At 68.1% G+C, this 24,748-nt stretch carries 26 protein-coding genes; 25 read left to right on the forward strand and 1 reads right to left on the reverse strand.

Going from position 1 to position 24,748, the window contains the following annotated elements; genetic code table 11:
• The first annotated feature begins 15 nt into the window (after positions 1-15).
• The 25 genes from KCG34_RS01025 to KCG34_RS01145 all read left to right on the forward strand — a co-directional run bounded on the left by KCG34_RS01025 (position 16) and on the right by KCG34_RS01145 (position 23,880).
• Positions 16-1,503, forward strand: a complete 1,488-nt coding sequence (locus KCG34_RS01025; RefSeq protein WP_211938557.1) for an NADH-quinone oxidoreductase subunit M — start codon at positions 16-18, stop codon at positions 1,501-1,503.
• Between the two features lie 10 nt (positions 1,504-1,513).
• Positions 1,514-2,947: an NADH-quinone oxidoreductase subunit NuoN gene (gene nuoN / locus KCG34_RS01030; protein ID WP_211938558.1), complete on the forward strand. Its 1,434-nt coding sequence runs from the start codon at positions 1,514-1,516 to the stop codon at positions 2,945-2,947.
• Entirely contained in the window at positions 2,947-3,711 is a 765-nt protein-coding gene (locus tag KCG34_RS01035; RefSeq protein WP_211938559.1) for a biotin--[acetyl-CoA-carboxylase] ligase, read from the forward strand. The genes nuoN and KCG34_RS01035 overlap by 1 nt, the downstream gene beginning before the upstream one ends.
• Positions 3,712-3,713: 2 nt before the next feature.
• Positions 3,714-4,493 (forward strand): type III pantothenate kinase, encoded by a 780-nt coding sequence (locus KCG34_RS01040; RefSeq protein ID WP_211938560.1) that lies wholly within the window; start codon positions 3,714-3,716, stop codon positions 4,491-4,493.
• Positions 4,490-6,169, forward strand: a complete 1,680-nt coding sequence (locus KCG34_RS01045) for a ribonuclease J (RefSeq protein WP_211938561.1) — start codon at positions 4,490-4,492, stop codon at positions 6,167-6,169. The genes KCG34_RS01040 and KCG34_RS01045 overlap by 4 nt, the downstream gene beginning before the upstream one ends.
• A 192-nt stretch (positions 6,170-6,361) precedes the next feature.
• Positions 6,362-6,571 carry a cold-shock protein gene (locus KCG34_RS01050; protein WP_211938562.1) on the forward strand — a complete coding sequence of 70 codons (210 nt, stop codon included), beginning with the start codon at positions 6,362-6,364 and terminating at the stop codon, positions 6,569-6,571.
• A gap of 292 nt (positions 6,572-6,863) precedes the next feature.
• Complete coding sequence (pyrH, locus tag KCG34_RS01055; protein WP_376788230.1) at positions 6,864-7,535, forward strand: UMP kinase; 672 nt, start codon at positions 6,864-6,866, stop codon at positions 7,533-7,535.
• A gap of 9 nt (positions 7,536-7,544) precedes the next feature.
• A complete protein-coding gene (gene frr, locus KCG34_RS01060) occupies positions 7,545-8,111 on the forward strand; it encodes a ribosome recycling factor (RefSeq protein ID WP_211938564.1) in 567 nt (188 codons plus the stop codon).
• Between the two features lie 36 nt (positions 8,112-8,147).
• The gene (uppS, locus tag KCG34_RS01065) at positions 8,148-8,948 is read left to right on the forward strand and encodes a polyprenyl diphosphate synthase (protein WP_376788231.1); all 801 of its coding nucleotides are present in this window, start codon (positions 8,148-8,150) and stop codon (positions 8,946-8,948) included.
• Entirely contained in the window at positions 8,926-9,756 is an 831-nt protein-coding gene (locus tag KCG34_RS01070) for a phosphatidate cytidylyltransferase (protein WP_211938566.1), read from the forward strand. Before uppS ends, KCG34_RS01070 begins: the two co-directional genes overlap by 23 nt.
• On the forward strand, positions 9,744-10,961 hold the full coding sequence (gene dxr, locus KCG34_RS01075) for a 1-deoxy-D-xylulose-5-phosphate reductoisomerase (protein ID WP_211938567.1): 1,218 nt from the start codon (positions 9,744-9,746) through the stop codon (positions 10,959-10,961). Before KCG34_RS01070 ends, dxr begins: the two co-directional genes overlap by 13 nt.
• A 67-nt stretch (positions 10,962-11,028) precedes the next feature.
• Positions 11,029-12,210 (forward strand): M50 family metallopeptidase, encoded by a 1,182-nt coding sequence (locus tag KCG34_RS01080; protein WP_367576016.1) that lies wholly within the window; start codon positions 11,029-11,031, stop codon positions 12,208-12,210.
• A 29-nt stretch (positions 12,211-12,239) separates the two neighbouring features.
• Positions 12,240-14,726, forward strand: a complete 2,487-nt coding sequence (bamA, locus tag KCG34_RS01085; RefSeq protein WP_211938569.1) for an outer membrane protein assembly factor BamA — start codon at positions 12,240-12,242, stop codon at positions 14,724-14,726.
• 41 nt (positions 14,727-14,767) lie between these two features.
• Complete coding sequence (locus KCG34_RS01090; RefSeq protein ID WP_211938570.1) at positions 14,768-15,379, forward strand: OmpH/Skp family outer membrane protein; 612 nt, start codon at positions 14,768-14,770, stop codon at positions 15,377-15,379.
• A 133-nt stretch (positions 15,380-15,512) separates the two neighbouring features.
• The gene (gene lpxD, locus KCG34_RS01095; RefSeq protein WP_211938571.1) at positions 15,513-16,544 is read left to right on the forward strand and encodes a UDP-3-O-(3-hydroxymyristoyl)glucosamine N-acyltransferase; all 1,032 of its coding nucleotides are present in this window, start codon (positions 15,513-15,515) and stop codon (positions 16,542-16,544) included.
• Entirely contained in the window at positions 16,537-17,007 is a 471-nt protein-coding gene (fabZ, locus tag KCG34_RS01100) for a 3-hydroxyacyl-ACP dehydratase FabZ (RefSeq protein ID WP_211938572.1), read from the forward strand. The genes lpxD and fabZ overlap by 8 nt, the downstream gene beginning before the upstream one ends.
• Positions 17,007-17,801 (forward strand): acyl-ACP--UDP-N-acetylglucosamine O-acyltransferase, encoded by a 795-nt coding sequence (lpxA, locus tag KCG34_RS01105; RefSeq protein ID WP_211938573.1) that lies wholly within the window; start codon positions 17,007-17,009, stop codon positions 17,799-17,801. Before fabZ ends, lpxA begins: the two co-directional genes overlap by 1 nt.
• A gap of 3 nt (positions 17,802-17,804) precedes the next feature.
• On the forward strand, positions 17,805-18,647 hold the full coding sequence (gene lpxI, locus KCG34_RS01110; RefSeq protein ID WP_211938574.1) for a UDP-2,3-diacylglucosamine diphosphatase: 843 nt from the start codon (positions 17,805-17,807) through the stop codon (positions 18,645-18,647).
• 20 nt (positions 18,648-18,667) lie between these two features.
• The gene (gene lpxB / locus KCG34_RS01115) at positions 18,668-19,810 is read left to right on the forward strand and encodes a lipid-A-disaccharide synthase (protein ID WP_211940676.1); all 1,143 of its coding nucleotides are present in this window, start codon (positions 18,668-18,670) and stop codon (positions 19,808-19,810) included.
• Positions 19,811-19,909: 99 nt separating this feature from the next.
• Positions 19,910-20,944, forward strand: a complete 1,035-nt coding sequence (locus KCG34_RS01120; protein ID WP_211938575.1) for an MBL fold metallo-hydrolase — start codon at positions 19,910-19,912, stop codon at positions 20,942-20,944.
• Positions 20,945-21,712, forward strand: coding sequence for a class I SAM-dependent methyltransferase (locus KCG34_RS01125; protein WP_211938576.1), 768 nt, complete (start codon positions 20,945-20,947; stop codon positions 21,710-21,712).
• 4 nt (positions 21,713-21,716) lie between these two features.
• The gene (locus KCG34_RS01130) at positions 21,717-22,187 is read left to right on the forward strand and encodes a hypothetical protein (RefSeq protein ID WP_211938577.1); all 471 of its coding nucleotides are present in this window, start codon (positions 21,717-21,719) and stop codon (positions 22,185-22,187) included.
• Between the two features lie 95 nt (positions 22,188-22,282).
• Positions 22,283-23,026 (forward strand): hypothetical protein, encoded by a 744-nt coding sequence (locus KCG34_RS01135; RefSeq protein WP_211938578.1) that lies wholly within the window; start codon positions 22,283-22,285, stop codon positions 23,024-23,026.
• A 133-nt stretch (positions 23,027-23,159) separates the two neighbouring features.
• On the forward strand, positions 23,160-23,543 hold the full coding sequence (locus KCG34_RS01140; protein WP_211938579.1) for a hypothetical protein: 384 nt from the start codon (positions 23,160-23,162) through the stop codon (positions 23,541-23,543).
• A gap of 97 nt (positions 23,544-23,640) precedes the next feature.
• Entirely contained in the window at positions 23,641-23,880 is a 240-nt protein-coding gene (locus tag KCG34_RS01145) for a hypothetical protein (RefSeq protein WP_211938580.1), read from the forward strand.
• Positions 23,881-24,325: 445 nt separating this feature from the next.
• On the opposite strand, the gene KCG34_RS01150 is transcribed toward KCG34_RS01145, so the two are convergent.
• On the reverse strand, positions 24,326-24,739 hold the full coding sequence (locus tag KCG34_RS01150) for a PPC domain-containing DNA-binding protein (RefSeq protein WP_211938581.1): 414 nt from the start codon (positions 24,737-24,739) through the stop codon (positions 24,326-24,328).
• Positions 24,740-24,748 lie beyond the last annotated feature (9 nt).

Raw genomic sequence — 24,748 nt, forward strand, 5'->3', positions numbered from 1 at the left:
AGCGGGATCGGACCCATGCCCAACATCCTCAGCCTCACGATCTTCTCGCCGCTGATCGGCGTCGCCATCATCCTGGCCCTGCGCCTTCTGGGCGGCGGGGTTTCCCAGGAAGAGCTGAACAAGCGCGCCCGTATCGTCGCCTTTGCAACCACGCTGGCCACCTTCGCCCTGTCGGTCCTGCTGGTGATGAACTTCGATCCGCACCAGGCCGGCTTCCAGTTCAAGGAAGACATTCCCTGGTTCGGCGGCTGGCATTACCAGATGGGCGTCGACGGCATTTCGGTGCTGTTCGTGCTGCTGACCGCGTTCCTGCTGCCGCTGTGCATCGCCGCCAGCTGGACCTCGATCGAGAACCGCGTCCTGGAATACATGGTCGCCTTCCTGATCCTGGAGGCGCTGGTCATCGGCGTGTTCTGCGCCCTGGACATCATCGTCTTCTACGTCTTCTTCGAAGGCCAGCTGGTGCCGATGTTCCTGATCATCGGCGTCTGGGGCGGCAAGAACCGGGTCTATGCGGCCTTCAAGTTCTTCCTCTACACGCTCCTGGGCTCGGTGCTGATGCTGGCGGCGATCCTCGGCATGATCGGCATCGCCCACACCACCTCGATCCCCGAGCTGATGACCTATCACTTCGACCCGGGCCTGCAGATCTGGCTGTGGCTGGCCTTCTTCGCCTCGTTCGCGGTGAAGATGCCGATGTGGCCGGTGCATACCTGGCTGCCCGACGCACACGTCGAGGCGCCGACTGCGGGTTCGGTGATCCTGGCCGGGATCCTGTTGAAGATGGGCGGCTACGGCTTCCTGCGCTTCTCGCTGCCGATGTTCCCACAGGCCAGCCACTATTTCACGCCGCTGGTCTTCACCCTTTCGGTGATCGCCATCGTCTACACCTCGCTGGTCGCCTTCCGTCAGACCGACATCAAGAAGCTGATCGCCTATTCGTCGGTGGCCCACATGGGCTTCGTCACCATGGGCATCTTCTCCGGCAATGTGCAGGGCGAGCAGGGGGCCATCTTCCAGATGCTCAGCCACGGGGTGATCTCGGGCGCGCTGTTCCTCTGCGTCGGCGTGGTCTACGACCGCATGCATACCCGCGAGATCGCCTTCTACGGCGGCCTGACCGAGCGCATGCCCTGGTACGCGGCGACCTTCATGCTGTTCACCATGGGTAATGTCGGCTTGCCGGGCACCTCGGGCTTCGTCGGCGAGATCCTGACCATGACCGGGACCTACCAGGCCTCGACCTGGACCGCGATCGTGGCCGCCACCGGCGTGATCCTGTCGGCCTGCTATGCGCTGACGCTCTACAAGCGGGTGATGTTCGGCACGATCACCAATCCGCAACTGGCCACGATCAGCGACATGAACTGGCGCGAGGTCGCCGTGTTCGCGCCGCTGATCTTCAGCGCCCTGTGGCTGGGCGTCCAGCCGCACTACGTGTTCGACGTCACCGCCGCCTCGGTCAGCCATCTGGTCGACGCCTACAAGATGATCGCCGGGTGAGGGCGAAGAGATGAGTTTTTCCGAAGCCCTCGAGATCTGCCGGCCGGAGCTGTTCCTGGCCTTGAGCGCCATGGCCCTGCTGGTCCTGGGCGCCTTCAGCCAGCCCCGCGGCGCGGGCCTGGTCTCCTGGCTGTCCTGCCTGGCCCTATTGGTCGCCGCCTATCTGGCGGCGGTCAGCCCGGTGGGCTCGGCCTTTTCCGGCGGCTTCGTCTCGGACGAGGCCTCGCGCTTCGCCAAGGTCGCCATCTACGGCATGAGCGCGGTGGGCGTGGTGCTGGGCGGCGGCTGGCTGGGCCGGCTGAACGCGCGCCAGTTCGAGTTCCCGGTGCTGATCGTCCTGGCCGCACTTGGCATGGGCATGATGGCCTCGGCGGGCGATCTGATCTCGCTCTATGTCGGGGTCGAGCTGCAGTCGCTGGCGCTCTACATCCTGGCCGCCTTCCGCCGCGACGACGGCAAGGCCTCCGAGGCCGGCCTGAAGTATTTCGTGCTGGGCGCCCTGTCCTCGGGCCTTCTGCTCTACGGCGCCTCGCTGATCTACGGTTTCGCCGGTTCGGTGCGCTTCCCCGAGATCGCGGCGGCGGTGCAGCACGGCGCCCACGCTGGCGTGATCTTCGGCCTGGTGTTCCTGATCTGCGGCCTGGGCTTCAAGGTCTCGGCCGCGCCGTTCCATATGTGGACGCCGGACGTCTATGAAGGCGCGCCGACGCCCGTGGTCGGCTTCTTCGCCGCCGCGCCCAAGCTGGCGGCGATGGTGCTGTTCGCCCGCGCCCTGTCCGACGCCTTCCCGGGCGCCATCGAGCAATGGCGCAGCGTGGTGATCATCCTGGCGGTGGCCTCGATGCTGCTGGGCGCCTTCGCCGGCCTGGTGCAGAAGAACCTCAAGCGCCTGTGGGCCTATTCCTCGATCGCCAATGTCGGCTACGCCCTGGTGGGGATGTCGGCCGGCACGACCGAGGGCTTCCAGGCGATGCTGGTGTTCATGGTCCTCTACATGATCGACGTCACCGGCTTCTTCGCCTGCCTCACCGCCCTGTCGCGCCAGGGCCGGCCGATGGAGACCATCGACGACATGGCCGGTCTGATGCGCGAGCGGCCCGGCATGGCCCTGGCCATGACCGCCTTCGCGGTCTCGGCGATCGGCTTTCCGCCGTTCTCCGGCTTCATCGCCAAGGTGTTCGTGTTCCGCGCCATCATCGACGCCGGCTATGCCTGGGTGGCGGTGGTCGGCCTGGTCTCGAGCGTGGTGGCGGCCTTCTACTACCTGCGCCTGATCAAGGTGATGTGGTTCGACGCAGCGCCCGGCGCCACCGACGCCCCGCCTGCCGACGCCAAGGCCATCGCCTACGCTGCGGCCCTGTTCTCGATGCCGGTGGTGATCTTCGCCATGAAGGGGATCGACCCCCTGTCCAAGGCGGCCGCGGCCGCCTTTGGGCTCAGCTAGTGACGCCGGGTGCGGGACCGGCCTTCGGCCAGGTTCCGGTCCTGGCCCTGGACGAGATCGACTCCACCAACGCCGAGGCGCGCCGCCGGGCGGAAGCGGGCGAGGGCGGTCCCCTGTGGATCACCGCCCTGCGCCAGACCGCCGGACGCGGGCGTCGCGGGCGCAACTGGGAGACCGGCAAGGGCGGCAATCTGGCTGCGACCCTGCTGCTGCTCACCGACAAGCCGCCGGCCGAGGCGGCGCAGATCTCGTTCCTGGCGGCCCTGGCGGTTTCGGACCTGGTGAAGACCTATGTCCGCGCGGCGCAGCCGCTCCTGAAATGGCCCAATGACGTGCTGGTCGGCGGGCGCAAGATCTCCGGCATCCTGGTCGAGTCCGGCCGCCGGGCGGACGGCAAGCTGTGGCTGGCCGCCGGCATCGGCGTCAACCTGGCCGAGGCGCCCCAAGCGGCCGACCGCCCGGCCACCACCTTCGCAGCCGAGGGCTGCGACCCGCCGCCGGCGCCGCGCGAAGCCCTCGACCGGCTGTCGAGCAGCCTTTCCGGCTGGCTGGGCGTTTGGGAAAGCCAGGGCTTCGCCGCCATAGCCGAGGCCTGGACCCGGCGCGCCCAGGGGCTCGGCGGGCCGTGCCAGGCCCGCCTGGGCGCCGAGACCGTCGAGGGCGTGGCCGAAGGGCTGGACCTGGATGGCGCCCTGCGTCTGCGCCTGCCCGGGGGCGAGATTCGCCGCATCACCGCCGGCGAAGTCTTTTTCGAGGGAGCCTAGAGATGCTGCTGGCCATCGAACAGGGCAACACCAACACCCTCTTCGCCGTGCATGACGGCCAGGACTGGATCGCCCAGTGGCGCGCCGCCACCGATTCCATGCGCACGGCCGACGAATATGCGGTCTGGCTGTTCCAGTTGCTGGAAATGCAGCACCTGAAGATGACGGACCTGGACGCCTGCATCGTCTCATCCGTGGTGCCGCAGTCGATCTTCAACCTGCGCAACCTCTCGCGCCGCTATCTGCACGTCGAGCCTCTGGTGATCGGCGAAAATGCCGAGCTGGGCATCCCGATCCGCATCCAGAAACCGTCCGAGGCCGGCGCCGACCGGCTGGTCAACGCCATCGGCGCGCACATGGTCTATCCGGGCGCCCTGATCGTCATCGACAGCGGCACGGCCACCACCTTCGACCTGGTGGGCGCGGACGGCGCCTTCGAGGGCGGGGCGATCGCCCCCGGCATCAATCTTTCCATGCAGGCCCTGCACACCGCCGCGGCCAAGCTGCCGCGGATCGCCATCCAGCGTCCCGAACACGTGATCGGCAAGGGCACGGTCGAGGCCATGCAATCGGGCGTGTTCTGGGGCTATATCGCGCTGATCGAGGGCCTGATCGTGCGCATCAAGGCGGAATATCACAGTCCCCTGACAGTGGTGGCGACCGGCGGCGTCGCCTCGCTGTTCGAGGGCGCCACCGACAAGATCGACGTATTCGACAGCGACCTGACCATTCGCGGCCTGCTGGAAATCTGGCGGCGCAACGGCGGTCCGAAAGCCCCATGAAAAAGCAAACCAACGACGAACTCGTGTTCCTGCCGCTGGGCGGGTCCAACGAGATAGGCATGAACTTCAACTGCTACGGCTACGGCCCGCCCGACGATCGCAAGTGGATCATCGTCGATGTGGGCGTGACCTTCGGCGACCAGACCACCCCTGGCGTCGAGATCATCCTGCCGGACCCGGAGTTCATCGAGGACTATGCGGACGACATCGTCGGCATCGTCCTGACCCACGCCCATGAGGACCATATCGGGGCCATGGGCTGGCTGTGGCCGCGCCTTCGCGCGCCGATCTACGCCACCCCCTTCACCGCCTTCCTGCTGCGTGAAAAGCTGCGCGAGCGGGGCGTGCTGGACGAGGCCGAGATCACCGAGGTGCCGCTGAGCGGCAAGATCCAGCTGGGGCCGTTCGAGGTCGAGCTGATCACCCTGACTCACTCGATCCCCGAGCCCAACGGCCTGGCGATCCGGACGCCGCTGGGCACGGTGCTGCACACCGGCGACTGGAAGATCGATCCCGATCCGCTGCTGGGGGGAGTCACCGACGCCGACGCCATTCGCCGCCTGGGCGACGAGGGCGTGCTGGCCATGGTCTGCGATTCGACCAACGTGTTCGTCGATGGCGTCGCGGGTTCCGAAGCCGAGGTGCGGGTCAAGATGAACGCCCTGATCGGCTCGCTGAAGGGCAAGGTCGCGGTGGCCTGTTTCGCCTCCAACGTGGCGCGGATGGACACGGTGATCCGGGCCGCCGAGGCCAATGGGCGCAAGGTCTGCCTGGTGGGCCGCTCGATGATGCGCATGGCCGCCGCCGCGGCCTCGGTCGGCCTGTTCAAGGGCCACGCGCCCTTCGTCGGCGAGGGCGAGGCGGCCAAGCTGCCGCACGACCAGGTCCTCTACCTCTGCACCGGCAGCCAGGGCGAGCCGCGGGCGGCCCTGTCGCGAATCGCCGACGGCAGCCACCCGCACGTGCGGCTGGGGGCGGGGGACCACTGCGTCTTTTCCTCCCGGGTGATTCCGGGCAACGACATCCCGATCCGCAATCTGCAGAACAAGCTCGCCGACCGCGGGGTGCGCCTCTACACCGAGCGCGACCATCCGGGCATCCACGTCTCGGGCCATCCGTGCCGTGACGAGCTGAAGGAGATGTACGCCTGGGCGCGGCCGCAGATCGCCGTGCCGACCCATGGCGAGCGCCGGCACCTGTTGGAGCATGTGGCCCTGGCCAAGGACCTGCAGGTCGCCCAGGCCATCGCGCCCCGGAACGGCGACATGGTGCGCCTGGCCCCCGGCCGGGCCGAGATCATCGACGAGACCCCATCGGGGCGGCTCTATGTCGACGGCGGGGTGATCACCGCCGAAAACGGCGAGGCCCTGCGCGAACGCCGGCACGCCTCGCACAGCGGGATCCTGATGGTGTCCATCGCCATGGACGACGAGGGCGCCATCGCCTCCGGTCCCCAGGTGCGCGCCATCGGCCTGCCGAGCGCCGAGGACAAGCCGCTGGAGGACGCCCTGGACGAACTGGCCGACCAGGTCGAGGACGTGGTCAAGCGGCTGTCGGGCAGCGATCGCGACGACGACGACGCCATCGAGCAGGCCATCAATCGCGCGATCAAGAAGGCCACGCACCGCCTGTGGGGGCGCCGGCCGATCGTGGAGACGACGGTCCTGCGCGTCTGACCCCTTGCCTGCACAGGGCTCGCACGGACGCTGGACAGGATTCCCGCGCCGCGCTAATGGGGAAAACGATCGACCTCTGTCGTGCTCTGCTATTCGACGTCCTCGCCGACAGGATCGGTGCTTGCAGCCGGCTTCTGAGATTTCGATCGCCGACGGATGGTCCGTCGGCGCTATTGTTCTGGAGGCCGCAAGATGGCTCAAGGCACCGTTAAGTGGTTCAACGCCACCAAGGGTTATGGTTTCATTCAGCCGGATGACGGCGGCGCGGACGTGTTCGTGCATATCTCGGCCGTCGAGCGCGCTGGCCTGCGCAGCCTGAACGAAGGCCAAAAGGTTGGCTACGAACTGGAACGCGACCGCAAGAGCGGCAAGATGGCCGCGGGCGGTCTGCAAGCGCTCTGAGTTCTGCGGAACCTGAACCGATGGGCGGGGCCCGGCGCCAAAGCGCCGGGCCCCGTTTGTCGTTTGAGAGAGGGGCGTCATCCGCCCCGAAAATCCATCGCAAAGCCACAGCCGTTCGACGCAGCCGGCGCCGGTCGGTTATAGAATGGCCCTCAAGCGACTCGACCAGACCCGCCCGGAGCCCGACATGACCAGCATCACCGCCTCACACTCGGAACCGGGCGAGGCTTCCTCCGGACGGCCGGCGCTGCGGTACAAGCGGGTGCTGCTGAAGGTCTCGGGCGAGGTGCTGATGGGCGAGCAGGCCTTCGGCATCGACCTGAAGACCATCGACGCGGTGGCGGCCGACATAGCCGAGGTGGTGCGCCAGGGGGTCGAGCTGTGCCTGGTGATCGGCGGCGGCAACATCTTCCGTGGGCTGTCCATGGCTGGCAAGGGCATGGAGCGGGCCAGCGCCGACTACATGGGCATGCTGGCCACGGTGATGAACGCCCTGGCCATGCAGAGCGCGCTGGAGAAGATCGGCATCGAGACCCGGGTCCAGTCGGCCATCCCCATGCAGGCGGTGTGCGAGCCCTATATCCGCCGCCGCGCCGAGCGCCACCTGGAGAAGGGCAGGGTGGTGATCTTCGCCGCCGGCACCGGCAACCCCTTCTTCACCACCGACACCGCCGCGGCCCTGCGCGCTGCCGAGATGGGCTGCGAGGCGCTGCTGAAGGGCACCAGCGTGGACGGGGTCTATACCGCCGACCCGAAAAAGGTCCCGGACGCCAAGCGCTATGACCGGCTGACCTATCTCGATGTCCTGTCACAAGACTTGAAGGTGATGGACGCATCGGCCATCAGTCTGATGCGTGAGAACGATATTCCGATCGTGGTGTTCTCGATCCGCCGGCCGGGCGCGTTTCTCGATGTCCTGACCGGCCAGGGCGTGCACACCGTGATCGGCGCCAGAGCGGGTTGAGGAAAAGCCATGGCTACAGCTGAAAAACCGGTCCTGCCGCGCTATCGCGAGCGCATGGACAAGGCCGTCGCGGCCCTGAAGGAAGAGTTCGGCTCCATCCGCGCCGGGCGTGCGTCGGCGAACCTGTTGGACCAGGTGATGGTCGAGGCCTACGGCTCGACCGTGCCGATCAACCAGGTCGCCGGCGTCAGCGTCCCCGACGCGCGCTCGCTGACCGTCAGCGTCTGGGACCGCGGGGTGGTGGTCTCGGTGGAGAAGGCGATCCGCAACGCCGGCCTGGGCCTGAACCCGGTGGTCGAGGGCCAGAACCTGCGGGTGCCGATTCCGCCGCTCACGGAGGAACGCCGCAAGGACCTCGCCAAGCTGGCCGGCAAATATACCGAGCAGCAGAAGATCGCCGTGCGCAACATCCGCCGCGACGCCAACGACCACATCAAGGCGGCGGAGAAGGACGGGGTCATCCCCCAGGACGAAGCCAAGCGGATGACCGACGAAGTGCAAAAGATGACCGACGATGCGGTCAAGCGCATCGACGAGGCCTTGAAAACCAAAGAGCATGAGATCATGCAGGTTTAGCCGTCGCGACGGCGCAGCACCGTCGTGATGCGAAGGATTCCTCCCATGTCGCCGCCCCAGGGCGCCAAGTCAGCCGCCAAGGCCGCCAGCCAAGCTTCCTCCGACGCGAGCGCTTGGCGGCCGATCCATGTGGCGATCATCATGGACGGCAACGGCCGCTGGGCGAAGGCGAGGGGGCTGCCGCGCGCGCTCGGCCATCGCTCAGGCGTCAACGCCCTGAAGCGGACGGTGGAGGCGGCGCCCAAGGCCGGTATCGACCGGCTGACCGTGTTCGGATTCTCCACCGAGAACTGGCGCCGGCCGATCGCCGAGGTGGCCGAACTGATGAACCTCTTGAAGAGCTATGTCGAAAGCGACCTCGACCGGCTGGAGCGGGAGGGGGTGCGCCTCAGGGTGATCGGCCGCCGCACCGGCCTGGCCCCGGACATCCTGGAGATCATCGAGCGGGCCGAGCGGCGGACGACCAAGAACGACCAGTTCCTGCTGCAGGTGGCCTTCAACTATGGCGGCCAGGCCGACATCGCCGACGCTGCGCGACGCCTGGCCGAGCAGGTCAAGGCAGGGACGCTGGAGCCGGATCGGATCGACGAGACTGCCTTCGAGCGAGAGCTCTCTACCGCGGACGCCGGCGCGCCGGACCTGATCATCCGCACCAGCGGGGAAAAGAGGCTGTCCAACTTCCTGCTCTGGGAAGCGGCCTATGCCGAACTGGTTTTCCAGGACGTGCTGTGGCCCGACTATGGCCCCGCCCACCTGACGGCGGCGGTCGAGGAATTCCGGCGGCGCGACCGGCGCTACGGCGGAACTGGTGTCGATGACGTCCTCGCGACCGCCTAAACGGTTCGACTGGACCAATCTGCGCATCAGGGCCCTCTCGGCGACGGTCCTGATCTGCGCCGTCGTCGGGGTGATCTTTTCGCCGTGGAGCTGGCTGTTCCTGACCATGATCGCGGTCGGGGTGGCCTTCCTGGCCATAGAGTGGGGCGCCATGGCCGCGCCGGAAGCGCCCGCCCGGGCGGCGGTGGTGGTCGCGGTGGCGATTCTGGCGCCCGTGTTCCTGACCTATATGCAGCGCTTCGCCCTGGCCTGGATCACCATCGTGGTGCTGGCCCTGGGCGCGGGCGTGGTCGCCAAGACCCTGCGGCTGAAGGCGGGGGACATCGCCTATGGTGTGATCTATCTGGGCCCGCCCTGCATGGCGCTCTCCTGGCTGCGCACCATGCCCAACCCGATCAGCTGGACGATTCTCACCTTTTCGGTCACCTGGTGCGCCGACATCTCCGCCTTCGCCGTCGGCAGCGCCTTAAAAGGGCCAAAGCTTTGGCCTCGTTTGTCGCCGAACAAGACCTGGTCGGGATTCTTCGGTGGACTGATCGGGGCTATGATTGCAGCGGTGGCGACGGCGGCCTTCTCCACCGCTAAACTCAGCCTGCCTGCTGCGGCGGTGATCGGCCTGGTCGGGGGATTTGCGACCATGGCCGGGGATCTGTGGGAATCGATGCTGAAACGGAACTACGGTGTGAAGGATTCCGGCGACCTGATTCCGGGCCATGGCGGCCTGCTTGACCGGGTCGACGGCTTGATGTTTGCCGTGATGTCGATCGCCGGGGCCCGGCTGATCTACCAGGCGGGGTGGGCGCATTGACCAAGCGACGTGTGACAATTCTGGGCTCGACCGGCTCGATCGGCGTATCGACCCTGAGCCTGTTCGACGAGGCGACCCGACAGGGCACGGCCGAGGTCGAGATCGTCGCCCTGGTCGGCGGCCGCAATGTCGAGCTTTTGGCCGAGCAGGCCAGGACCTGGCGGCCCGCGCGGGTGGTGATCGCCGATGAGAGCCTTTACCAGCCGCTGAAGGAACGCCTGAACGGCGCGGGCGAGGGGATCGAGATCGCGGCGGGGACCGAGGCGGTGATCGCCGCCGCCGAAATGCCGACCGATTGGGTGATGTCCGCCATCGTCGGCTCGGCGGGCCTGGCGCCCACCCTGGCGGCGGCGCGAAAGGGAGCGGTGATCGCCCTGGCCAACAAGGAAAGCCTAGTCTGCGCCGGCCCGACCCTTCTGGAAACGGCCCGGGCGGCTGGGGGGCACGTGATTCCGGTGGATTCCGAGCATTCGGCCATCTTCCAGTCGCTGCAGACGGCCTGCGCCCACCGCGTGGCGCGGCTGATCCTGACCGCCTCGGGCGGGCCGTTCCGGGAGTGGACCCTGCAGGACATGGCCGGCGCCACGCCTGAGCAGGCGGTGGCCCATCCCAACTGGAGCATGGGCGCCAAGATTTCGATCGATTCGGCCACCATGATGAACAAGGGCCTGGAGATGATCGAGGCCGCCTACCTGTTCGACACCCCGCCGGAGCGCATCGACGTCTTGGTCCATCCCCAGTCCATCATCCACAGCATGGTCGAGTACGAGGATGGATCGACCCTGGCCCAGCTGGGGCCGCCGGACATGCGCGCGCCGATCGCCTGCGCCTTTGCCTGGCCCGACCGGCTGCCCTGGCCGGCGCCCAGGCTGGACCTGGCCGCCATCGGCTCCCTGACCTTCGCCGAGCCGGATCCGATCCGTTTCCCGGCCATCGGCATAGCGCGGCAGGCCCTGACCGCCGGCGGCCTGGCGCCTGCGGCGATGAACGCGGCCAATGAGACCGCGGTGGCGGCCTTCCTTGACCGGCGCATCGGCTTTCTCGATATTGCCGCGACCGTTTCCGAGACGCTGGAGCGCATGGAGGCGGTTGGCGATCTGGGCGCGGGGGCGGCCGGCGACATATTGGAGAACGCCATGACCACCGACAGATCCGCGCGCCGCGTGGCCGGCGACATCGTCGCGGGTCTCGGCGCCGCCCGCTAGCAGCCCCCTCGAACCGCAAAGGCCGCACTCCATGATGGGCGTCGCGCAAAGAGCGCTGATCGATGTTGTGACATGGTTGCCGGTGATCTCGCTGATCATCACCGTGCACGAACTCGGCCATTTCTGGATGGCGCGAGCCTTCGGCATCGCCGTCGAACGCTTCTCGCTTGGGTTTGGCCGCGCCATCGTCTCCTGGCGCGACAAGGCCGGCATCGAGTGGCGGATCGGCTGGATCCCCATGGGCGGCTATGTCCGCTTCGCCGGCGACGACAACGCCGCCAGCGTGCCGGACGAGACCGACCTGAAGGCGCTGAAGGCCGAGATCATCGCCACGGAAGGCCCCGGGGCCGAGCTGCGCTATTTCGCCTTCAAGCCGGTCTGGCAGCGCGCCCTGGTGGCGGCGGCAGGGCCATGCGCCAACTTCATCCTGGCGATAGCGATCTTCGCCGTGCTGCTGGGCTCGCTGGGCGAATATGTCACCATGCCCAAGGTCGACCAGGTGGTCCCCGGAAGCGCCGCCGAGCGCGCCGGCTTCAAGGCCGGCGACCTGATCCTCCAGGCCAACGCCCACCGAATCGACAGTTTCGAAGACCTGGCGAGCTACGTGATGGTGCGCGGCGACGCGCCGATCGCCTTCACGGTCGAGCGCGGGGGCCAGCGCCTTCAACTCACTGCGACGCCGGCGGAGCGGCTGGAGACCAAGGGAATCAACGCGGGCCGCCACGTTGGCTCGCTGGGCGTGGTCGCGCCGCATAGCCGCGACGCTTACCGCCACCTGACCTATGGCCCTGCGGCCGCGGTCGCCGGCGGCGTCCACGAGACCTGGGACATCGTCTCGACCACGAGCTACTACATCGGCCGCCTGGTGACCGGACAGGTCTCGGCCGACCAGCTCGGCGGGCCGCTGCGCACGGCGCAGCTGTCGGGTGCGGTGGCGACGGCCGCGGCGCACAGCGAGCGGGACCTGCCGACCAAGGCCTTCGCCGTGCTGGTGGGCCTGGCCCAGCTGGCGGCGTTCATCTCGGTCAGCATCGGCTTCGTCAACCTCTTGCCGATCCCCGTGCTGGATGGGGGGCATCTCGTATTCTACGCCTATGAGGCGGTGGCCCGACGGCCCTTGGCCGAGCCGGTGCAGACGGCGAGTTATCGGGTGGGGCTTGCCTTACTGCTCGGTTTGATGTTGTTCGCCACGACCAACGATCTGCACCACAGCAGCGTGTTTCAATTTCTCGGTGGCCTGTTCTCTTGATCGACCGCCCCATGCCGATGGCTGAAGTAATGGATCTGTCCACAGACCGACGTACCCGTGTTTCGCGCGCGCGTGCGCCCGGTCTGGCCCTGCTGTTGGCGACCACCACCCTGTCGGGGGCTGTGTGCGGTCAGGCCCTGGCGCAGACCGCGCCGGCCGGCCCGCCGCCCGGCGCTGCGCCTGCGCCCCCGGCCGCCGTGACGCCTGCGCCCGGCGCTCCGCTGGTCCCCGGCGCCCCGGCCCCTGCGAACGCGGTCGGCGAACAGTCCGGCGTAGTCGAGCGCATCGTCATCCAGGGCAATGTCCGCATCGAGCAGGACACCATCCTGTCCTACCTGCCGATCCAGGTGGGCGACCGGATCGGGCCGGCCCAGATCGACCTGGGCGTCAAGACCCTGTTCAAGACCGACCTGTTCTCGGACGTCAACATCCAGCTGGTCGGTGGCGAGCTGGACGTGCGGGTGGCCGAGAACCCGATCATCAACCAGGTGGTGTTCGAGGGGAACGACAACCTCAAGGACGACAAGCTGCGCGACGAGGTGACCGTGCGCCCGCGCGGCATCTTCACCAAGGGCAAGGTGCAGGGCGACGTCCAGCGGATCGTCGAGCTCTATCGCCGCTCGGGCCGCATCTCGGTCACGGTGACGCCGAAGATCGTCGAGCTGCCGCAAAAGCGCGTCGACCTGATCTTCGAGATCAACGAAGGGCCGAAGAGCGGCATCACCCGCATCAACTTCATCGGCAACAAGCAGTTTTCCGACAACGACCTGCGCGGGGTGGTGGTCACGAGGGAAAGCCGAATCTACCGGTTCCTGTCTTCGAACGACAACTACGACCCGGACCGGCTGGACTACGACCAGGAACAGCTGCGGAAGTTCTACCGCAACCACGGCTTCTACGACTTCCGCATCATCAACACGGTCGCCGAGCTGGCGCCGGACAAGAACGGCTTTGCGGTCACCTACACGATCGACGAGGGGCCGAAATACCATTTCGGCAAGGTCAAGGTCGAAACCCAGCTGAAGAAGCTGAACGGCGCGGTGCTGCAGCAACTGCTGCCGATCCGCGAAGGCCAGCTCTATGAAGACAAGAAGATCGAGGACGCCACCGACGCCCTGACCTTCGCCGCCGGCGCCGCCGGCTTCGCCTTCGTCGATGTCGAGCCGCACTACACGCCCAACCGCCAGACCCGGACGGTGGACCTGACCTTCAACGTCAAGGAAGGCCCGCGCGTCTACATCGACCGTATCGACATCGTCGGCAACACCCGCACCCTGGACCCCGTGATCCGGCGCGAGCTGCAGGTGACCGAAGGCGACGCCTACAACCGCGTGCTGGTCGACCGCTCGAAGAACCAGGTCAAGGCCCTGGGCTTCTTCAAGGACGTCGACATCACCCAGATCCCGGGCAGCGCCCCGGACCGCACCGGCCTGCAGGTCAAGGTCACCGAACAGCCGACCGGCGAGCTGTCGTTCAGCGCCGGCTACAGCTCGATCGACAAGCTGGTGCTCGACCTGGGCGTCTCCGAGCGCGACTTCCGCGGCCGTGGTCAGGATCTGCGCGCCGAGGCTTCGATCGGCTCGCTGCGCCAACAGATCAGCGTGTCGTTCACCGAGCCACGGTTCCTGGGCCGCAACCTCAGCGCCGGCTCGGATCTCTATGTGACCAAGTACGACTTCAGCCAGTACGCCGGCTACAACACCGCCTCGATCGGCGGCGCCCTGCGCCTGGGCTTTGCGGTGGGGTCCTATTCGTCGCTGCAGCTGCGCTACAATCTGCACTCGGACGACGTGCAGGTGGATTCCAGCCTCTGCGGCAATCCGCCGTCAGTCTCGCCGATCCTCTGCGCCGAGCGCGGCCACACCATCACCTCGCTGGTGGGCTACACCCTGCGCTGGGACCACCGGAACGATCCGTTCAATCCGACCCGCGGCTTCTTCACCGAATTCTCGCAGGACTTCGCCGGCCTGGGCGGCTCGGTGAAGTATGTCCGCTCGGAGGCCAAGGGGGGCTGGTACCACGGCTTCACCCCGGACTGGATCTTCAGCGCCACCTTGAACACCGGCTATATCGGCGGCTGGGGCGGCTCGAACGTGCTGGTCAACGACCGCTTCTATGTCGGCGGCAACGATTTCCGCGGCTTCCAGATCGCCGGCGTCGGCCCGCGCGACACCACCCCGGCCTACAACCAGGCCCTGGGCGGCAAGTTCAAGGCGGTCGCCTCGCTGGAGCAGACCTTCCCCGACTTCCTGCCCGAGCAGTATGGGATCAGGACCGCGTTCTTCACCGACGTTGGTACGGCTGGCCTTTTGGACGCCCACGACCTGCGCGATCCGATCACCCACGCGCTCGAGCCCAGGATCAGGGACAACCTGGCTTTCCGGGCGTCGGCGGGCATCAGCGTCTGGTGGAAATCGCCGCTCGGCCCGATCCGGATCGACCTCAGCGACGTCCTGTCGAAGGCTTCCTACGACCGGACTGAAAACTTCCGTTTCTCCACTTCAACCAGGTTCTAGACTTCATGACCCAATCCAAGCTCGCCCTTATGCTGGCGTGCGTGAGCACAATCGCCCTGGCCGGCCAGGCCTCGGCCCAGGCCGCCAAAAAGGCCGCCGCACCGGCTCCAGCCGCCGCGCCTGCGGCTGCGCCGGCCCTGCAGTTCGGACCTGCGATCCCCGGCGCGTGCGTGCTCAGCAACGAGCGCTATCTTCTCGAATCCGCGGTCGGCAAGTTTGTCGTCCAGCGCCTGAATCAGCTGAAGTCGCAGTCCGACACCGAGCTGAACGCCGAGGCGCAGACCCTCCAGGCCGACGCCAACGCGCTGCAGGGCAAGAAAGCGACTCTGCCGCCTGACCAGTTCGAGCAGCAAGGCGCCGCCATCAACCTGCGCTACAACGCCCTGCAGCGGAAGGCTCAGCAGCGCGAAGCCGAAATCAACGAGACGCAGAAGAAGGCGCTCGGCCGGGAAGAGCAGGAGGCCATGCCGGTCATCCGCCAAGCCTTCGTCGCGCACAACTGCACGATCCTGTTCAATTCCGGCGCGGTGATGGCCGCGAGCCCGTCCATGGACCTGACCCAGTCGGTCATCCAGGGCCTGGACGCCAAGATCACCCAGTTCCAGTTCGACCGCGAGCACCTGGAGCAGAACCAGGCGGCGCCGGCCCGCTAAGTCCGGATCGGGCCCGGTCTTTCAGGCCGGGTCCGTCCGTTCGGCGCCGCTTTCCCACTGTTGGCGCCGCCATGGCCTCTTGCCAACACCGCCGCGTCCGGCGCGTGATCGGGCGTAGATTGAGGGCCAAACCATGCCGGATTTCCGTTTCTTCGAACCCCTCGGCCCTTTGGCGCTGGGCGACCTCGCCAAGGCGGTCGGCGCCGAATGCCCTGAGGCTGCGGCCGGTCTCTCTATAGAGGGCGTGGCGCCGCTGGACCGCGCCGGATCGCAGGAGGTCGCCTTCTTCGCTGACCGCCGCTACGCCGAGGCCCTTGGGGCTACGCGCGCTGGCGCCTGCTTTGTCGCCCCGGCGCACGCCGAGCGCCTGCCCAAGGCCTGCGTGGCCCTGGTCACCCCGGAACCGCAGATCGCCTATGTGCGGGCCTGCAACGCCCTGCACCGCGCCCGCCTGATTCCGCCCTGCGACAGCTTCGTGCACCCGAGCGCGGTGCTGGAGGAGGGGGTTCTGCTGGCCCCCGGCGCGGTCGTCGGGCCCGAAGCCCATATCGGCCGCGGGACCCGGATCGGCGCCAACAGCGTGATCGGCGTCGGCGTCACGATCGGCCGCGATTGTGAGATCGGGGCCAATGTCACGGTCGGTTTCGCCCTGATCGGCGATCGGGTGCGCCTGCTGGCCGGCGCTCGGATCGGCGAGGCCGGCTTCGGCGTCGCCGGCGGCCGCGAAGGGGCGGTGGACATTCCCCAGCTCGGCCGGGTGATCCTGCAGGACGGGGTCAGCGTCGGGGTCAACAGCTGCATCGACCGCGGCGCCTGGGACGACACGGTGATCGGCGAGAACACCAAGCTCGATAACCTGGTGCAGATCGCCCACAACTGCCGCCTGGGCCGCAACGTCCTGGCCGCCGCCCATACGGGGATTTCCGGCAGCACCGTGGTCGGCGACGGCGCCCGATTTGGGGGACGGGCGGGAATCGCCGATCATGTGAACATCGGGGCGGGGGCCACGGTGCTGGCCTCGGGCGGGGTGATGCGGGACATTCCCGCCGGTGAGGCCTGGGGCGGTATCCCGGCCATGCCCGCCCGCCAATGGTTCCGTCAGGTCGCCGCGCTGACGAAGCTGGCCCAGGGACGCAGCCGCGATGGACGCAACGAACATGAATGACCAGCCGCCGGCCGAGACCCAGACCGATATCGACATCGCCGAGATCCTGCGCCGGATCCCGCACCGCTATCCCTTCCTGCTGATCGATCGCGCGGAAGACTACCGGCCCAACGAGTCGATCGTCGGGATCAAGTGCGTGACCGTCAACGAGCCGTTTTTCGCCGGCCACTTTCCCGGTAACCCGGTGATGCCGGGCGTGCTGATCCTGGAGGCCATCGCCCAGACCGGGGGGGTCTTGATGTCAAAGTCTCTGGACGTGGACACCGAGGGCAAGACCATCCTGTTCATGTCGCTGGACAATTGCCGCTTCCGCTATCCGGTGCGGCCGGGGGCGGTGCTGCGCATGATCGTCGAGGTCGTGCGGCACAAGGGGAATGTGTTCAAGTTCCGCGGCCGGGCCATGGTCGGCGACAAGCTCGCCGCCGAGTCCGAGTTCGCGGCTATGGTTGTGGAGACCCCCTGATGGCCAAGATACATGCGACGGCGATCGTCGCGGCCGGCGCCGAACTCGCCGAAGATGCCGAGGTCGGGCCGTACTGCATTGTCGGCGAAAACGTCCGCATCGGCGCCCGCACGCGCCTCTTGAAGCACGTGGTGGTCGAGGGGCACACCGAGATCGGCGAGGACTGCGAGATCCACGCCTTCGCCTGCCTGGGCGGGCCGCCCCAGCACCTGGCCTACAAGGGCGAGCCGACCCAGCTGGTGGTCGGAAGCCGCAATATCATCCGCGAATACGCCACCATGCACATCGGCACGCCCGGTGGGCGCGGGATCACCACGGTGGGCAGTGACGGGCTGTTCATGGGCCAGAGCCACGTGGCCCATGACTGCATCGTCGACGACAACGTGGTGCTGGCCCACGCCGCGACCCTGGGCGGCCATGTGCACGTCAACAAGTTCGTGTTCGTCGGCGGCCTGGCGGCGATCCACCAGTTCAGCCGGGTCGGACCGCACTCCTATATCGGCGGCCTGGCGGCGGTGACCAAGGACGTGATCCCCTACGGCTCGGTGTGGGGCAACCACGCGCACCTGGAAGGGCTGAACCTGGTGGGGCTGAAGCGCCGCGGGTTCTCGCGCGAGGTGATCAACGACCTGCGCGCCGCCTATCGCCTGCTGTTCGCCGACGAAGGCACGCTGCAGGAGCGGATCGACGACGTGGCGCGCGTGTTCGCCGGCTCGGAGCAGGTGATGGAGATCATCGACTTCATCCGCGCCGACGCCAACCGGCCCCTGTGCCTGCCGCACGTGGACGATTGAGCCATGTCCAAGCTCGGCCTGATCGCCGGCGGCGGCGACCTGCCGCGTGAGATCATCAAGGCCTGCCAGGGCGCCGACCGGCCGATCTTCGTCGTTCGCCTGAGGGGCATGGCCGATCCCGACCTGGCGGGCGAGGACGGCTATGACAGCGGCGTCGCCGAGCTGGGCCGCACCTTCAAGGCGCTGAAGGGGCAGGGCTGCAAGGCGGTCTGCTTCGCCGGCAACGTCCCGCGGCCCGACTTTGCGACCCTGAGGCCCGACTTGCGTGGCATGGCGGCCCTGCCGGGGGCGATCGCGGCGGCGCGGCATGGGGACGACGCCCTGCTGCGCTTCCTGGCCGGCGAGTTTGAGAAGGAAGGCTTCGTCGTCGAGGGCGCCGACCAGGTGGTGGCCGGCCTGACGCTCGGCGAAGGCCCGCTGGGGCGCGTGGTCCCGCGGGAAGGCGATGTGCTGGACATCGACCGGGCCATGACCGCGGCCCGCGCCATCGGCGGTCTCGACATCGGACAGGCGGCGGTGGCCGCGCGGGGCGTGGTGCTGGCCCTTGAGGCGCAGGAGGGCACCGACGCCATGCTTGCCCGCTGCGCCCAGCTGCCGGCCGCCCTGCGCGGCGCCGCGGGCGCGCCCGCCGGCGTCTTGGCCAAGGCGCCCAAGCCGATCCAGGACCGGCGCATCGACCTGCCGACGATCGGCCCGGCCACGGTGGTGGCGGCCGCACGAGCCGGGCTGGCGGGCATAGTCGGCGAGGCGGGCGCACTCTTGGTCGTCGACCGGCCCGCGGTGATCCAGACCGCGGACGAGCTGGGCCTTTTCGTATTCGGCCTGCCGCCCAAGTCCGACCGGTGAGTTCGCGCCCGCCCTGCATCATGCTGGTCGCCGCCGAGGCGTCCGGCGACGTCCTGGGCGCGGGCCTCGCCCGGGCGCTGAAGGCGCGGCTGGGCGAGGTGCGCTTTGTCGGCGTCGGCGGGGAGAAGATGGCCGCCGAGGGGGTCGAGAGCCCGTTCGACATCCGCGACCTGTCGATCCTCGGCCTATTGGAGGGCCTGCTGGCCTATCCGCGGGTGGTCAAGCGCGCCGACGAGACCTGCGCCCTGGCCATGCGGGATAAGCCGGACATCGCCGTCCTGATCGATTCCTGGGGCTTCACCCTGCGTGTGGCCCAGCGGCTGAAGAAGGCCATGCCAGGCCTGCCGGTGGTGAAGTATGTCGGGCCCCAGGTGTGGGCCTCGCGGCCGGGGCGGGCGCGGACCTTGGCGGCCACGGTCGACCACCTGATGTCGATCCACGCCTTCGACGCGCCCTATTTCGAGGCCGAGGGGCTGAAGACCAGCTTTGTCGGCAACCCGACCCTGGCGCGGGACTTCGCCGGCGCCGATGGCGAACGCCTGCGCCGCAACCTGGGCATGGCCCCGGACGCCCAGGTCCTCTTGATGCTGCCGGGCAGCCGCCCGTCCGAGATCAAGCGGGTGATGCCGCCGTTCGAGGAGGCCGCACGGCTGCTGAAGGCCCAGCGGCCCGGCCTGGAGGTGGTGATCCCCGCCGCCACGACCGTCGCCGAGGCCGTCCGCGCCCGCGCCGCGGCCCTGCCGTTCCCCGTGCACGTGCTGGAGGGCGACGAGGCGCGCTACGACGCCATGAAGGCCGCGACCGTGGCCCTGGCCTGCAGCGGCACGGTGACCACCGAGCTGGCCCTGGCCGGCTGCCCGATGGTGGTGGGCTATCGGCTGGGCCACATCACCTACGCCATCGCGCTGAGGCTGATCCGGACGCCCTATATCACCCTGCTCAACATCGCCGCCGGCGAGCCCGTGGCGCCGGAGTTCATCCAGGGCCGCTGCAACGGGCCTGAGCTGGCCAAGGCGCTGGCCCTGCGTCTGGACGACCCCACCTTCCGCGCGGGCCAGATCGCCGCCCAGAACGCCGCCCTGGCGCGGATGGGGCGCGGCGGGCCGGACCCGTCCGAGCGCGCCGCCGAGGTGGTCGCGGGGCTGTTGCCGCACCGCGCCTGAACACTCGCGTGGCGCGAAGCGCTGAGCTTGGATAACATGGGTCGCAGCGCCGCCCGGAGGTCGGCTCCGGCGCCGGCTGCCATTAGCCTGGGGGCGGGCATGATCTTCGAACAGGTCGCGACCGGCGGGTGCCAGTCCTATCTCATCGGCTGCGAGGGCACGCGCATCGCGGCCCTGATCGACCCGGAGCTGACCCAGATCGACCGCTATCTGGGCCTGGCGGCGCGGGACGGCCTGCGCATACGCTACGCCATCGACAGCCACACCCACGCCGACCACTTCTCGGCCTCGCGCGAGCTGGCCGAGCGGCTGGACATCCCGGTGGTCAGCCATCGCCTGAGCCCCGCTCCCTATGTGCGCATGCGGCTGGAGGACGGGGAGCTGTTGCAGGTCGGGGGCCTGAAGATCCAGGCCCTGCACACCCCTGGCCACACGCGCGATTCCATGTCCCTGATCTGCGAGGATCGGGTGTTCACCGGCGACACCCTGCTGATCGGCGGCACCGGTCGCACCGACCTGCCGACCGGCGACCCCAACAAGCTCTATGACAGCCTGTTCGAGCGGCTGCTGAAGCTCGATCCGACGCTGCTGGTATATCCGGCCCACGACTACAAGGGCCGCACACATTCGACCATTGGGGCCGAAATCGCCGACAATCCGCGGCTGCAGAAGCGCGAGCGGGCGGCGTTCGTCGAGATGATGAACCAGCTCAACCTCAGCGCCCCGACCCACCTGACCGAGGCCCTGCGCACCAATATGAGCGGCGGCAAGACCGTGGCTCAGCTTCTCGCGGAGGCCACGGCGGCGGTGCCGTTCGTCGCCATGACCGACCTGGCCCGCCGGGTGGAGCAGGGCGACCTGGGCTTTGTCGTGCTGGACGTGCGCGAGCGCGAGGCGTTCCGGGCCGGGCACATCCCGGGCGCCCAGCACCTGCCGCGCGGCCAGCTGGAGCTGAGGGTCAACCAGGACCTGCCGGACCCGACCGCGCGCATCGTCACCTGCTGCGAGTTCGGCCGGATTTCCACCCTGGCGGCGTCGACCCTGCGGACCCTGGGCTTCATGCACGCCTCGGCCCTGGACGGGGGCATGAAGGCCTGGCGCGAGGCGGGCCTGCCGCTGGCCGAGGGGGATTGAGTGGTCGAGCAGAGGTTCACCTTCAACGCCATCGCCGGCGACTACGACGCGCGCCGGCCGGGCTATCCGGCCGCCCTGTTCGAGGACCTGGCGGCGGTCGCGCCCGGGCGGCGGGTGCTGGAGGTGGGCTGCGGCACCGGCAAGGCGACCCAGGCCCTTGCGGCGGGCGGCTGGCAGGTGACCGCCCTGGACCCGGGCCCGGACATGCTGGCCCAGGCGGCGGCGCGCATCGGCGCGGGCGGAGACGTGCGCTTCGTGCAGGGGACCTTCGAAGCCTGGGCGCCCGATACGGACGGCTTCGACCTGATCTGCGCCGCCCAGGCCTGGCACTGGGTCGATCCTGCGGTCGGCTACGCCAAGGCGGCGTCCCTCTTGGCGCCCGGCGGGGTGCTGGCCATCTTCGGCAATGTCGACCTGCCCGTGCCCGAGCCGCTGCGCGCGGACTTCGACACAGCCTTCTCGGCCGCCTTCGACAGGGCGCCCTCGAACGCCCCGGGCGCCGCCTACAAGCCCGGCGGCTGGCTGGCGCAGACCTTCGAGGCCTCGGGGATGTTTGGCCCCCTGCAGCACACGGCCTTTGCCCACGCCATGGAGCACGACGCGGAGAGCTTCCCCGGCCTGGTGGCCACTTTCTCCGACGTGCAGATGCTGGCGCCGGAGAAGCGAAAGCGGCTGCTGGCGGACCTGGCCCAGGCGATCGAGCGGTTCGGCGGCCGCTTCACGCAAGGGCTGGAGACGCATTTGCACTGGGCGACGAGGCGGGGATAGGGACGTGGCGCTGCAAGACGCCAGGATCAGTTGGCCCGCACTTCTTCTGGTGCCTCTGCTGACGTCGGCGATCTTCGTTGCGATTCTGGCGGTTTTCCATGTCGACGGCGCCAGAGGCGGCCCGTTGCTGATCTTCCTTGTGCTGATGGCCCCGGCCTGCGTCGTCGCCTATGGCGCTACGCTGTTTCTCTTTCTGCCCAGCCTGCTCCTGCTCTCCAGGCTGGTGCGGATGACTGGCCTGAGGGCCTGCCTGCTCGGCTTTGTGCTGGGCGCTGTGGTCATCGTGCCGCTGGTGGCCATGGCCTGGAAGAGCTCCGGCCCCGACTCTGGCCCGCCCACTGAGAACTTCCTGGTGTTCTTCGTCCGCTGGGCGGCTGATCCCATGATCGCCCTGTTTCCGTTCGCCGGGATGACCACCGCGGGGCTGTACTGGTGGCTGGGAAAGCTGTGGACCGTCCCGCGACAACCTGCCTAAGCTGGCTCCAGTTCAAAAGTTAGAGCGCGTTTTGGGGCGAAACCGCTCACACTTTCGCCCAACGCGCTCTAGTTCGCGGCGGCCCGGGGGGACCGATGTCGACTGTCATTCTGCCGGCGCATGCCGACCGCAAGATCACGCTGGTCTGGATCCTGAGCATCTGGGCCGTGGTGCTGTTCGGCTTCGGGGCCGATTTCGCCCGGTTCCTGCACGAGGCGCCGGCGCCGCCGTTCATCCTGGGCCTGCACGGCGCCTTCAGCGTGACCTGGCTGGGCCTGGTCTCGACCCAGGTCCTCTTCGCCGAGACCGGCAATATCCGGCTGCACCGCAGGCTGGGATGGTGGACGATCGCGGTCGCGGCCGCGATGGTTCCGATGGGGGCGGTCGCCGCCATGGTCGACATGGCGCGGCAGGCCGGCCACGCCGACTATGCGCCCCAGTTCCTGGGCGAGGAATTCCAGGACATCTTCGCCTTTGCGGTCTGCACCACCGCCGGGGTCCTGACGCGCCGGAACCGCGTCGATCACAGCCGCTGGATGATCCTGGCGGCCGCGGCCCTGTTCGACGTCGGCCCGGGGCGCATCGCCACCAACCTTGTTTTCAGCGCGGCCCCCACCAATCCGCTGCAGGTCTGGGCGATCTACTACTGGGGCACCGCGCTGCTCCTGATCGCCATGCTGGCCTGGGACCTGATCAAGCACAAACGGGTCATGCGCGCGGTGATGCTCGGCGCCGGGGTGCTGTGGGGCGGCGAGGCGCTCGTTTCGGTGCTCTATTTCTCGCCGGCCTGGAAAGCCGCGATGGCCGGGCTGGTCCGAGCCTGGGGCTGGGCGGGGTAGGGGCGGCCGTCGTGTGGTGACAGGGTGTCGTGTCACCGTATCGCCGATCAATAATGAGCGGAGGGCGCACGGCGGCCGCATGGTAGGCTGGCTGGCTTGGACGGCGATCGCCGCCAAGACGGGAGGACGACCTATGAAAATCAAACTCCAGTTCGCGCCGCTGGCGGCCGCCGTACTGCTGGCCAGCCCAATCCTGGCCCACGCCCAGGACAAGGCCGCCGCGCCCGCTGCGGCCACCCCGGGGCAGCCGGTGCAGAAGGGTCTCGCCAAGGGCGAGGGCATGGAAGTCCAGGACATCATCTACCAGCCGGGCGACACCAGCCCGTCGGTCAAGCGCGGCGCCCGGGCCATCTATGTCGTGGTCGGCGGCTCGATCGAACGCGACTATGACGACGGCAAGAAGGAAGTGGTCCGCTTCAAGACCGGCGAAGCCCGGATCTTCCCGGCCAGCGAAAAGCCGTTCGCGGTCAAGAATATCAGCAAGCACCCCGTGCACATCATCGCGATCTTGAAATAGGCGGACGGCGCGGCCCGCCCCCAACTGTGGTAGCCTGGCGCCATCGTTCCGGGGATGCGCCTCGTGGCGAGGTCGCGCCGGAACCGGGGGTGGTCCGATGGTCACCGGCAGCAAGGAATACGACGTCTACGTCCTGATCCGCCACAGGTCGTTCTGGCATTGGATCTTCTGGTGGCTGAAACCCAGCTACGAGATCGTCCTGGGCCAGGACTTCGCCAGCGCCGAGTCCGCGGCCAGATCCGCCCAGCTCAAGGTCAACGCCGCCGGCGGCCACGCCATCGGCATCGCCGCGGACGCCCTGGTGTGCTGCAAGGAACAGCAGCCGGTCATCGGGTAGGGGCTGGGGATTTGGTCAGCTGATGGCGGGGCGCTGTACTACGTTGCGGCGGCGCGATCACTGGTGGGTCGTGGGCCTTGCACAAGCAGACCCACCGAAAGGCTCAGGAGGGTGAACTGCGGACGTGGTCGAAGCATATGATTTGCCGATGAAGCGCCCCAGCTTGTCCCAACTTTTTACGCTTGTTAGCCTCGCGTTCTTGGGAGGTGCAGAGATCGGACATGTGCTCCACAAGACGTGGGTATATGATGCTTTTTGGGCTGCGATCTGCTGTCAGCTAGTCGGTGCGGGGATCGGAATCTGGCACGATAGTCTGTGGAGAGTTCGCAAAACTGTGCCTTTATCCTGGCCGTAACTTGAGTCCGACATGGGTCGATTCTTCCCGCTGGCTCGCTGCCGCAAACTTACCGTTCATGGGGCTGCTCGCTCGGCTAGGCTGGGCGATTCAGCCCGCCCGCGGCCCCACGCTCAACTCGTCATACCCCGTGGCTGGGTCTGCCGGCCTAGTGAACGCCACCTCGGTCAACTCGCCGATCACCAGTTCGGCGGTGGTGTGGATCAGGCAGCCTTCCACCAGGTGGCCGCCGATGCAGGCGCCGTCATGGCGGGCGAGGGTGATGTGCAGGTGCAGGCCGTCCGGGCACAGGGTTCCGCTGAGGGACAGGATCTCCATCGGCTCGGCGAAGGTCTTGAACGTCTCGGGCTCGCCGATGGCGCCGGGCATTCTGAGGCGGGCGTGGGAGAGGCTGCCGACGCAGGTGAGGATGCAGCCGGCGCGGAGGGCGTGCGCGTGAGTGAAGCGCTGCAGCTCGGCCAGGAGGTCGGTTCCGGGCGTTAGGCGGACGGCGTGGGTGCGCATGGGGTGGTT

This window comes from Phenylobacterium montanum, from assembly GCF_018135625.1.
Lineage (GTDB): Bacteria > Pseudomonadota > Alphaproteobacteria > Caulobacterales > Caulobacteraceae > Poindextera > Poindextera montana.

What these genes read in the sequence shown, in the direction of transcription:
- KCG34_RS01025 (WP_211938557.1), top strand. Translation starts at nt 16, where the DNA reads ATGCCCAACATCCTCAGCCTCACGATCTTCTCGCCGCTGATCGGCGTC.
- nuoN (WP_211938558.1), top strand. Translation starts at nt 1,514, where the DNA reads ATGAGTTTTTCCGAAGCCCTCGAGATCTGCCGGCCGGAGCTGTTCCTG.
- KCG34_RS01040 (WP_211938560.1), top strand. Translation starts at nt 3,714, where the DNA reads ATGCTGCTGGCCATCGAACAGGGCAACACCAACACCCTCTTCGCCGTG.
- KCG34_RS01045 (WP_211938561.1), top strand. Translation starts at nt 4,490, where the DNA reads ATGAAAAAGCAAACCAACGACGAACTCGTGTTCCTGCCGCTGGGCGGG.
- KCG34_RS01050 (WP_211938562.1), top strand. Translation starts at nt 6,362, where the DNA reads ATGGCTCAAGGCACCGTTAAGTGGTTCAACGCCACCAAGGGTTATGGT.
- pyrH (WP_376788230.1), top strand. Translation starts at nt 6,864, where the DNA reads ATGGGCGAGCAGGCCTTCGGCATCGACCTGAAGACCATCGACGCGGTG.
- frr (WP_211938564.1), top strand. Translation starts at nt 7,545, where the DNA reads ATGGCTACAGCTGAAAAACCGGTCCTGCCGCGCTATCGCGAGCGCATG.
- KCG34_RS01070 (WP_211938566.1), top strand. Translation starts at nt 8,926, where the DNA reads ATGACGTCCTCGCGACCGCCTAAACGGTTCGACTGGACCAATCTGCGC.
- bamA (WP_211938569.1), top strand. Translation starts at nt 12,240, where the DNA reads ATGGATCTGTCCACAGACCGACGTACCCGTGTTTCGCGCGCGCGTGCG.
- lpxD (WP_211938571.1), top strand. Translation starts at nt 15,513, where the DNA reads ATGCCGGATTTCCGTTTCTTCGAACCCCTCGGCCCTTTGGCGCTGGGC.
- fabZ (WP_211938572.1), top strand. Translation starts at nt 16,537, where the DNA reads ATGAATGACCAGCCGCCGGCCGAGACCCAGACCGATATCGACATCGCC.
- lpxA (WP_211938573.1), top strand. Translation starts at nt 17,007, where the DNA reads ATGGCCAAGATACATGCGACGGCGATCGTCGCGGCCGGCGCCGAACTC.
- lpxI (WP_211938574.1), top strand. Translation starts at nt 17,805, where the DNA reads ATGTCCAAGCTCGGCCTGATCGCCGGCGGCGGCGACCTGCCGCGTGAG.
- lpxB (WP_211940676.1), top strand. Translation starts at nt 18,668, where the DNA reads ATGCTGGTCGCCGCCGAGGCGTCCGGCGACGTCCTGGGCGCGGGCCTC.
- KCG34_RS01120 (WP_211938575.1), top strand. Translation starts at nt 19,910, where the DNA reads ATGATCTTCGAACAGGTCGCGACCGGCGGGTGCCAGTCCTATCTCATC.
- KCG34_RS01135 (WP_211938578.1), top strand. Translation starts at nt 22,283, where the DNA reads ATGTCGACTGTCATTCTGCCGGCGCATGCCGACCGCAAGATCACGCTG.
- KCG34_RS01140 (WP_211938579.1), top strand. Translation starts at nt 23,160, where the DNA reads ATGAAAATCAAACTCCAGTTCGCGCCGCTGGCGGCCGCCGTACTGCTG.
- KCG34_RS01145 (WP_211938580.1), top strand. Translation starts at nt 23,641, where the DNA reads ATGGTCACCGGCAGCAAGGAATACGACGTCTACGTCCTGATCCGCCAC.
- KCG34_RS01150 (WP_211938581.1), bottom strand. Translation starts at nt 24,739, where the DNA reads ATGCGCACCCACGCCGTCCGCCTAACGCCCGGAACCGACCTCCTGGCC.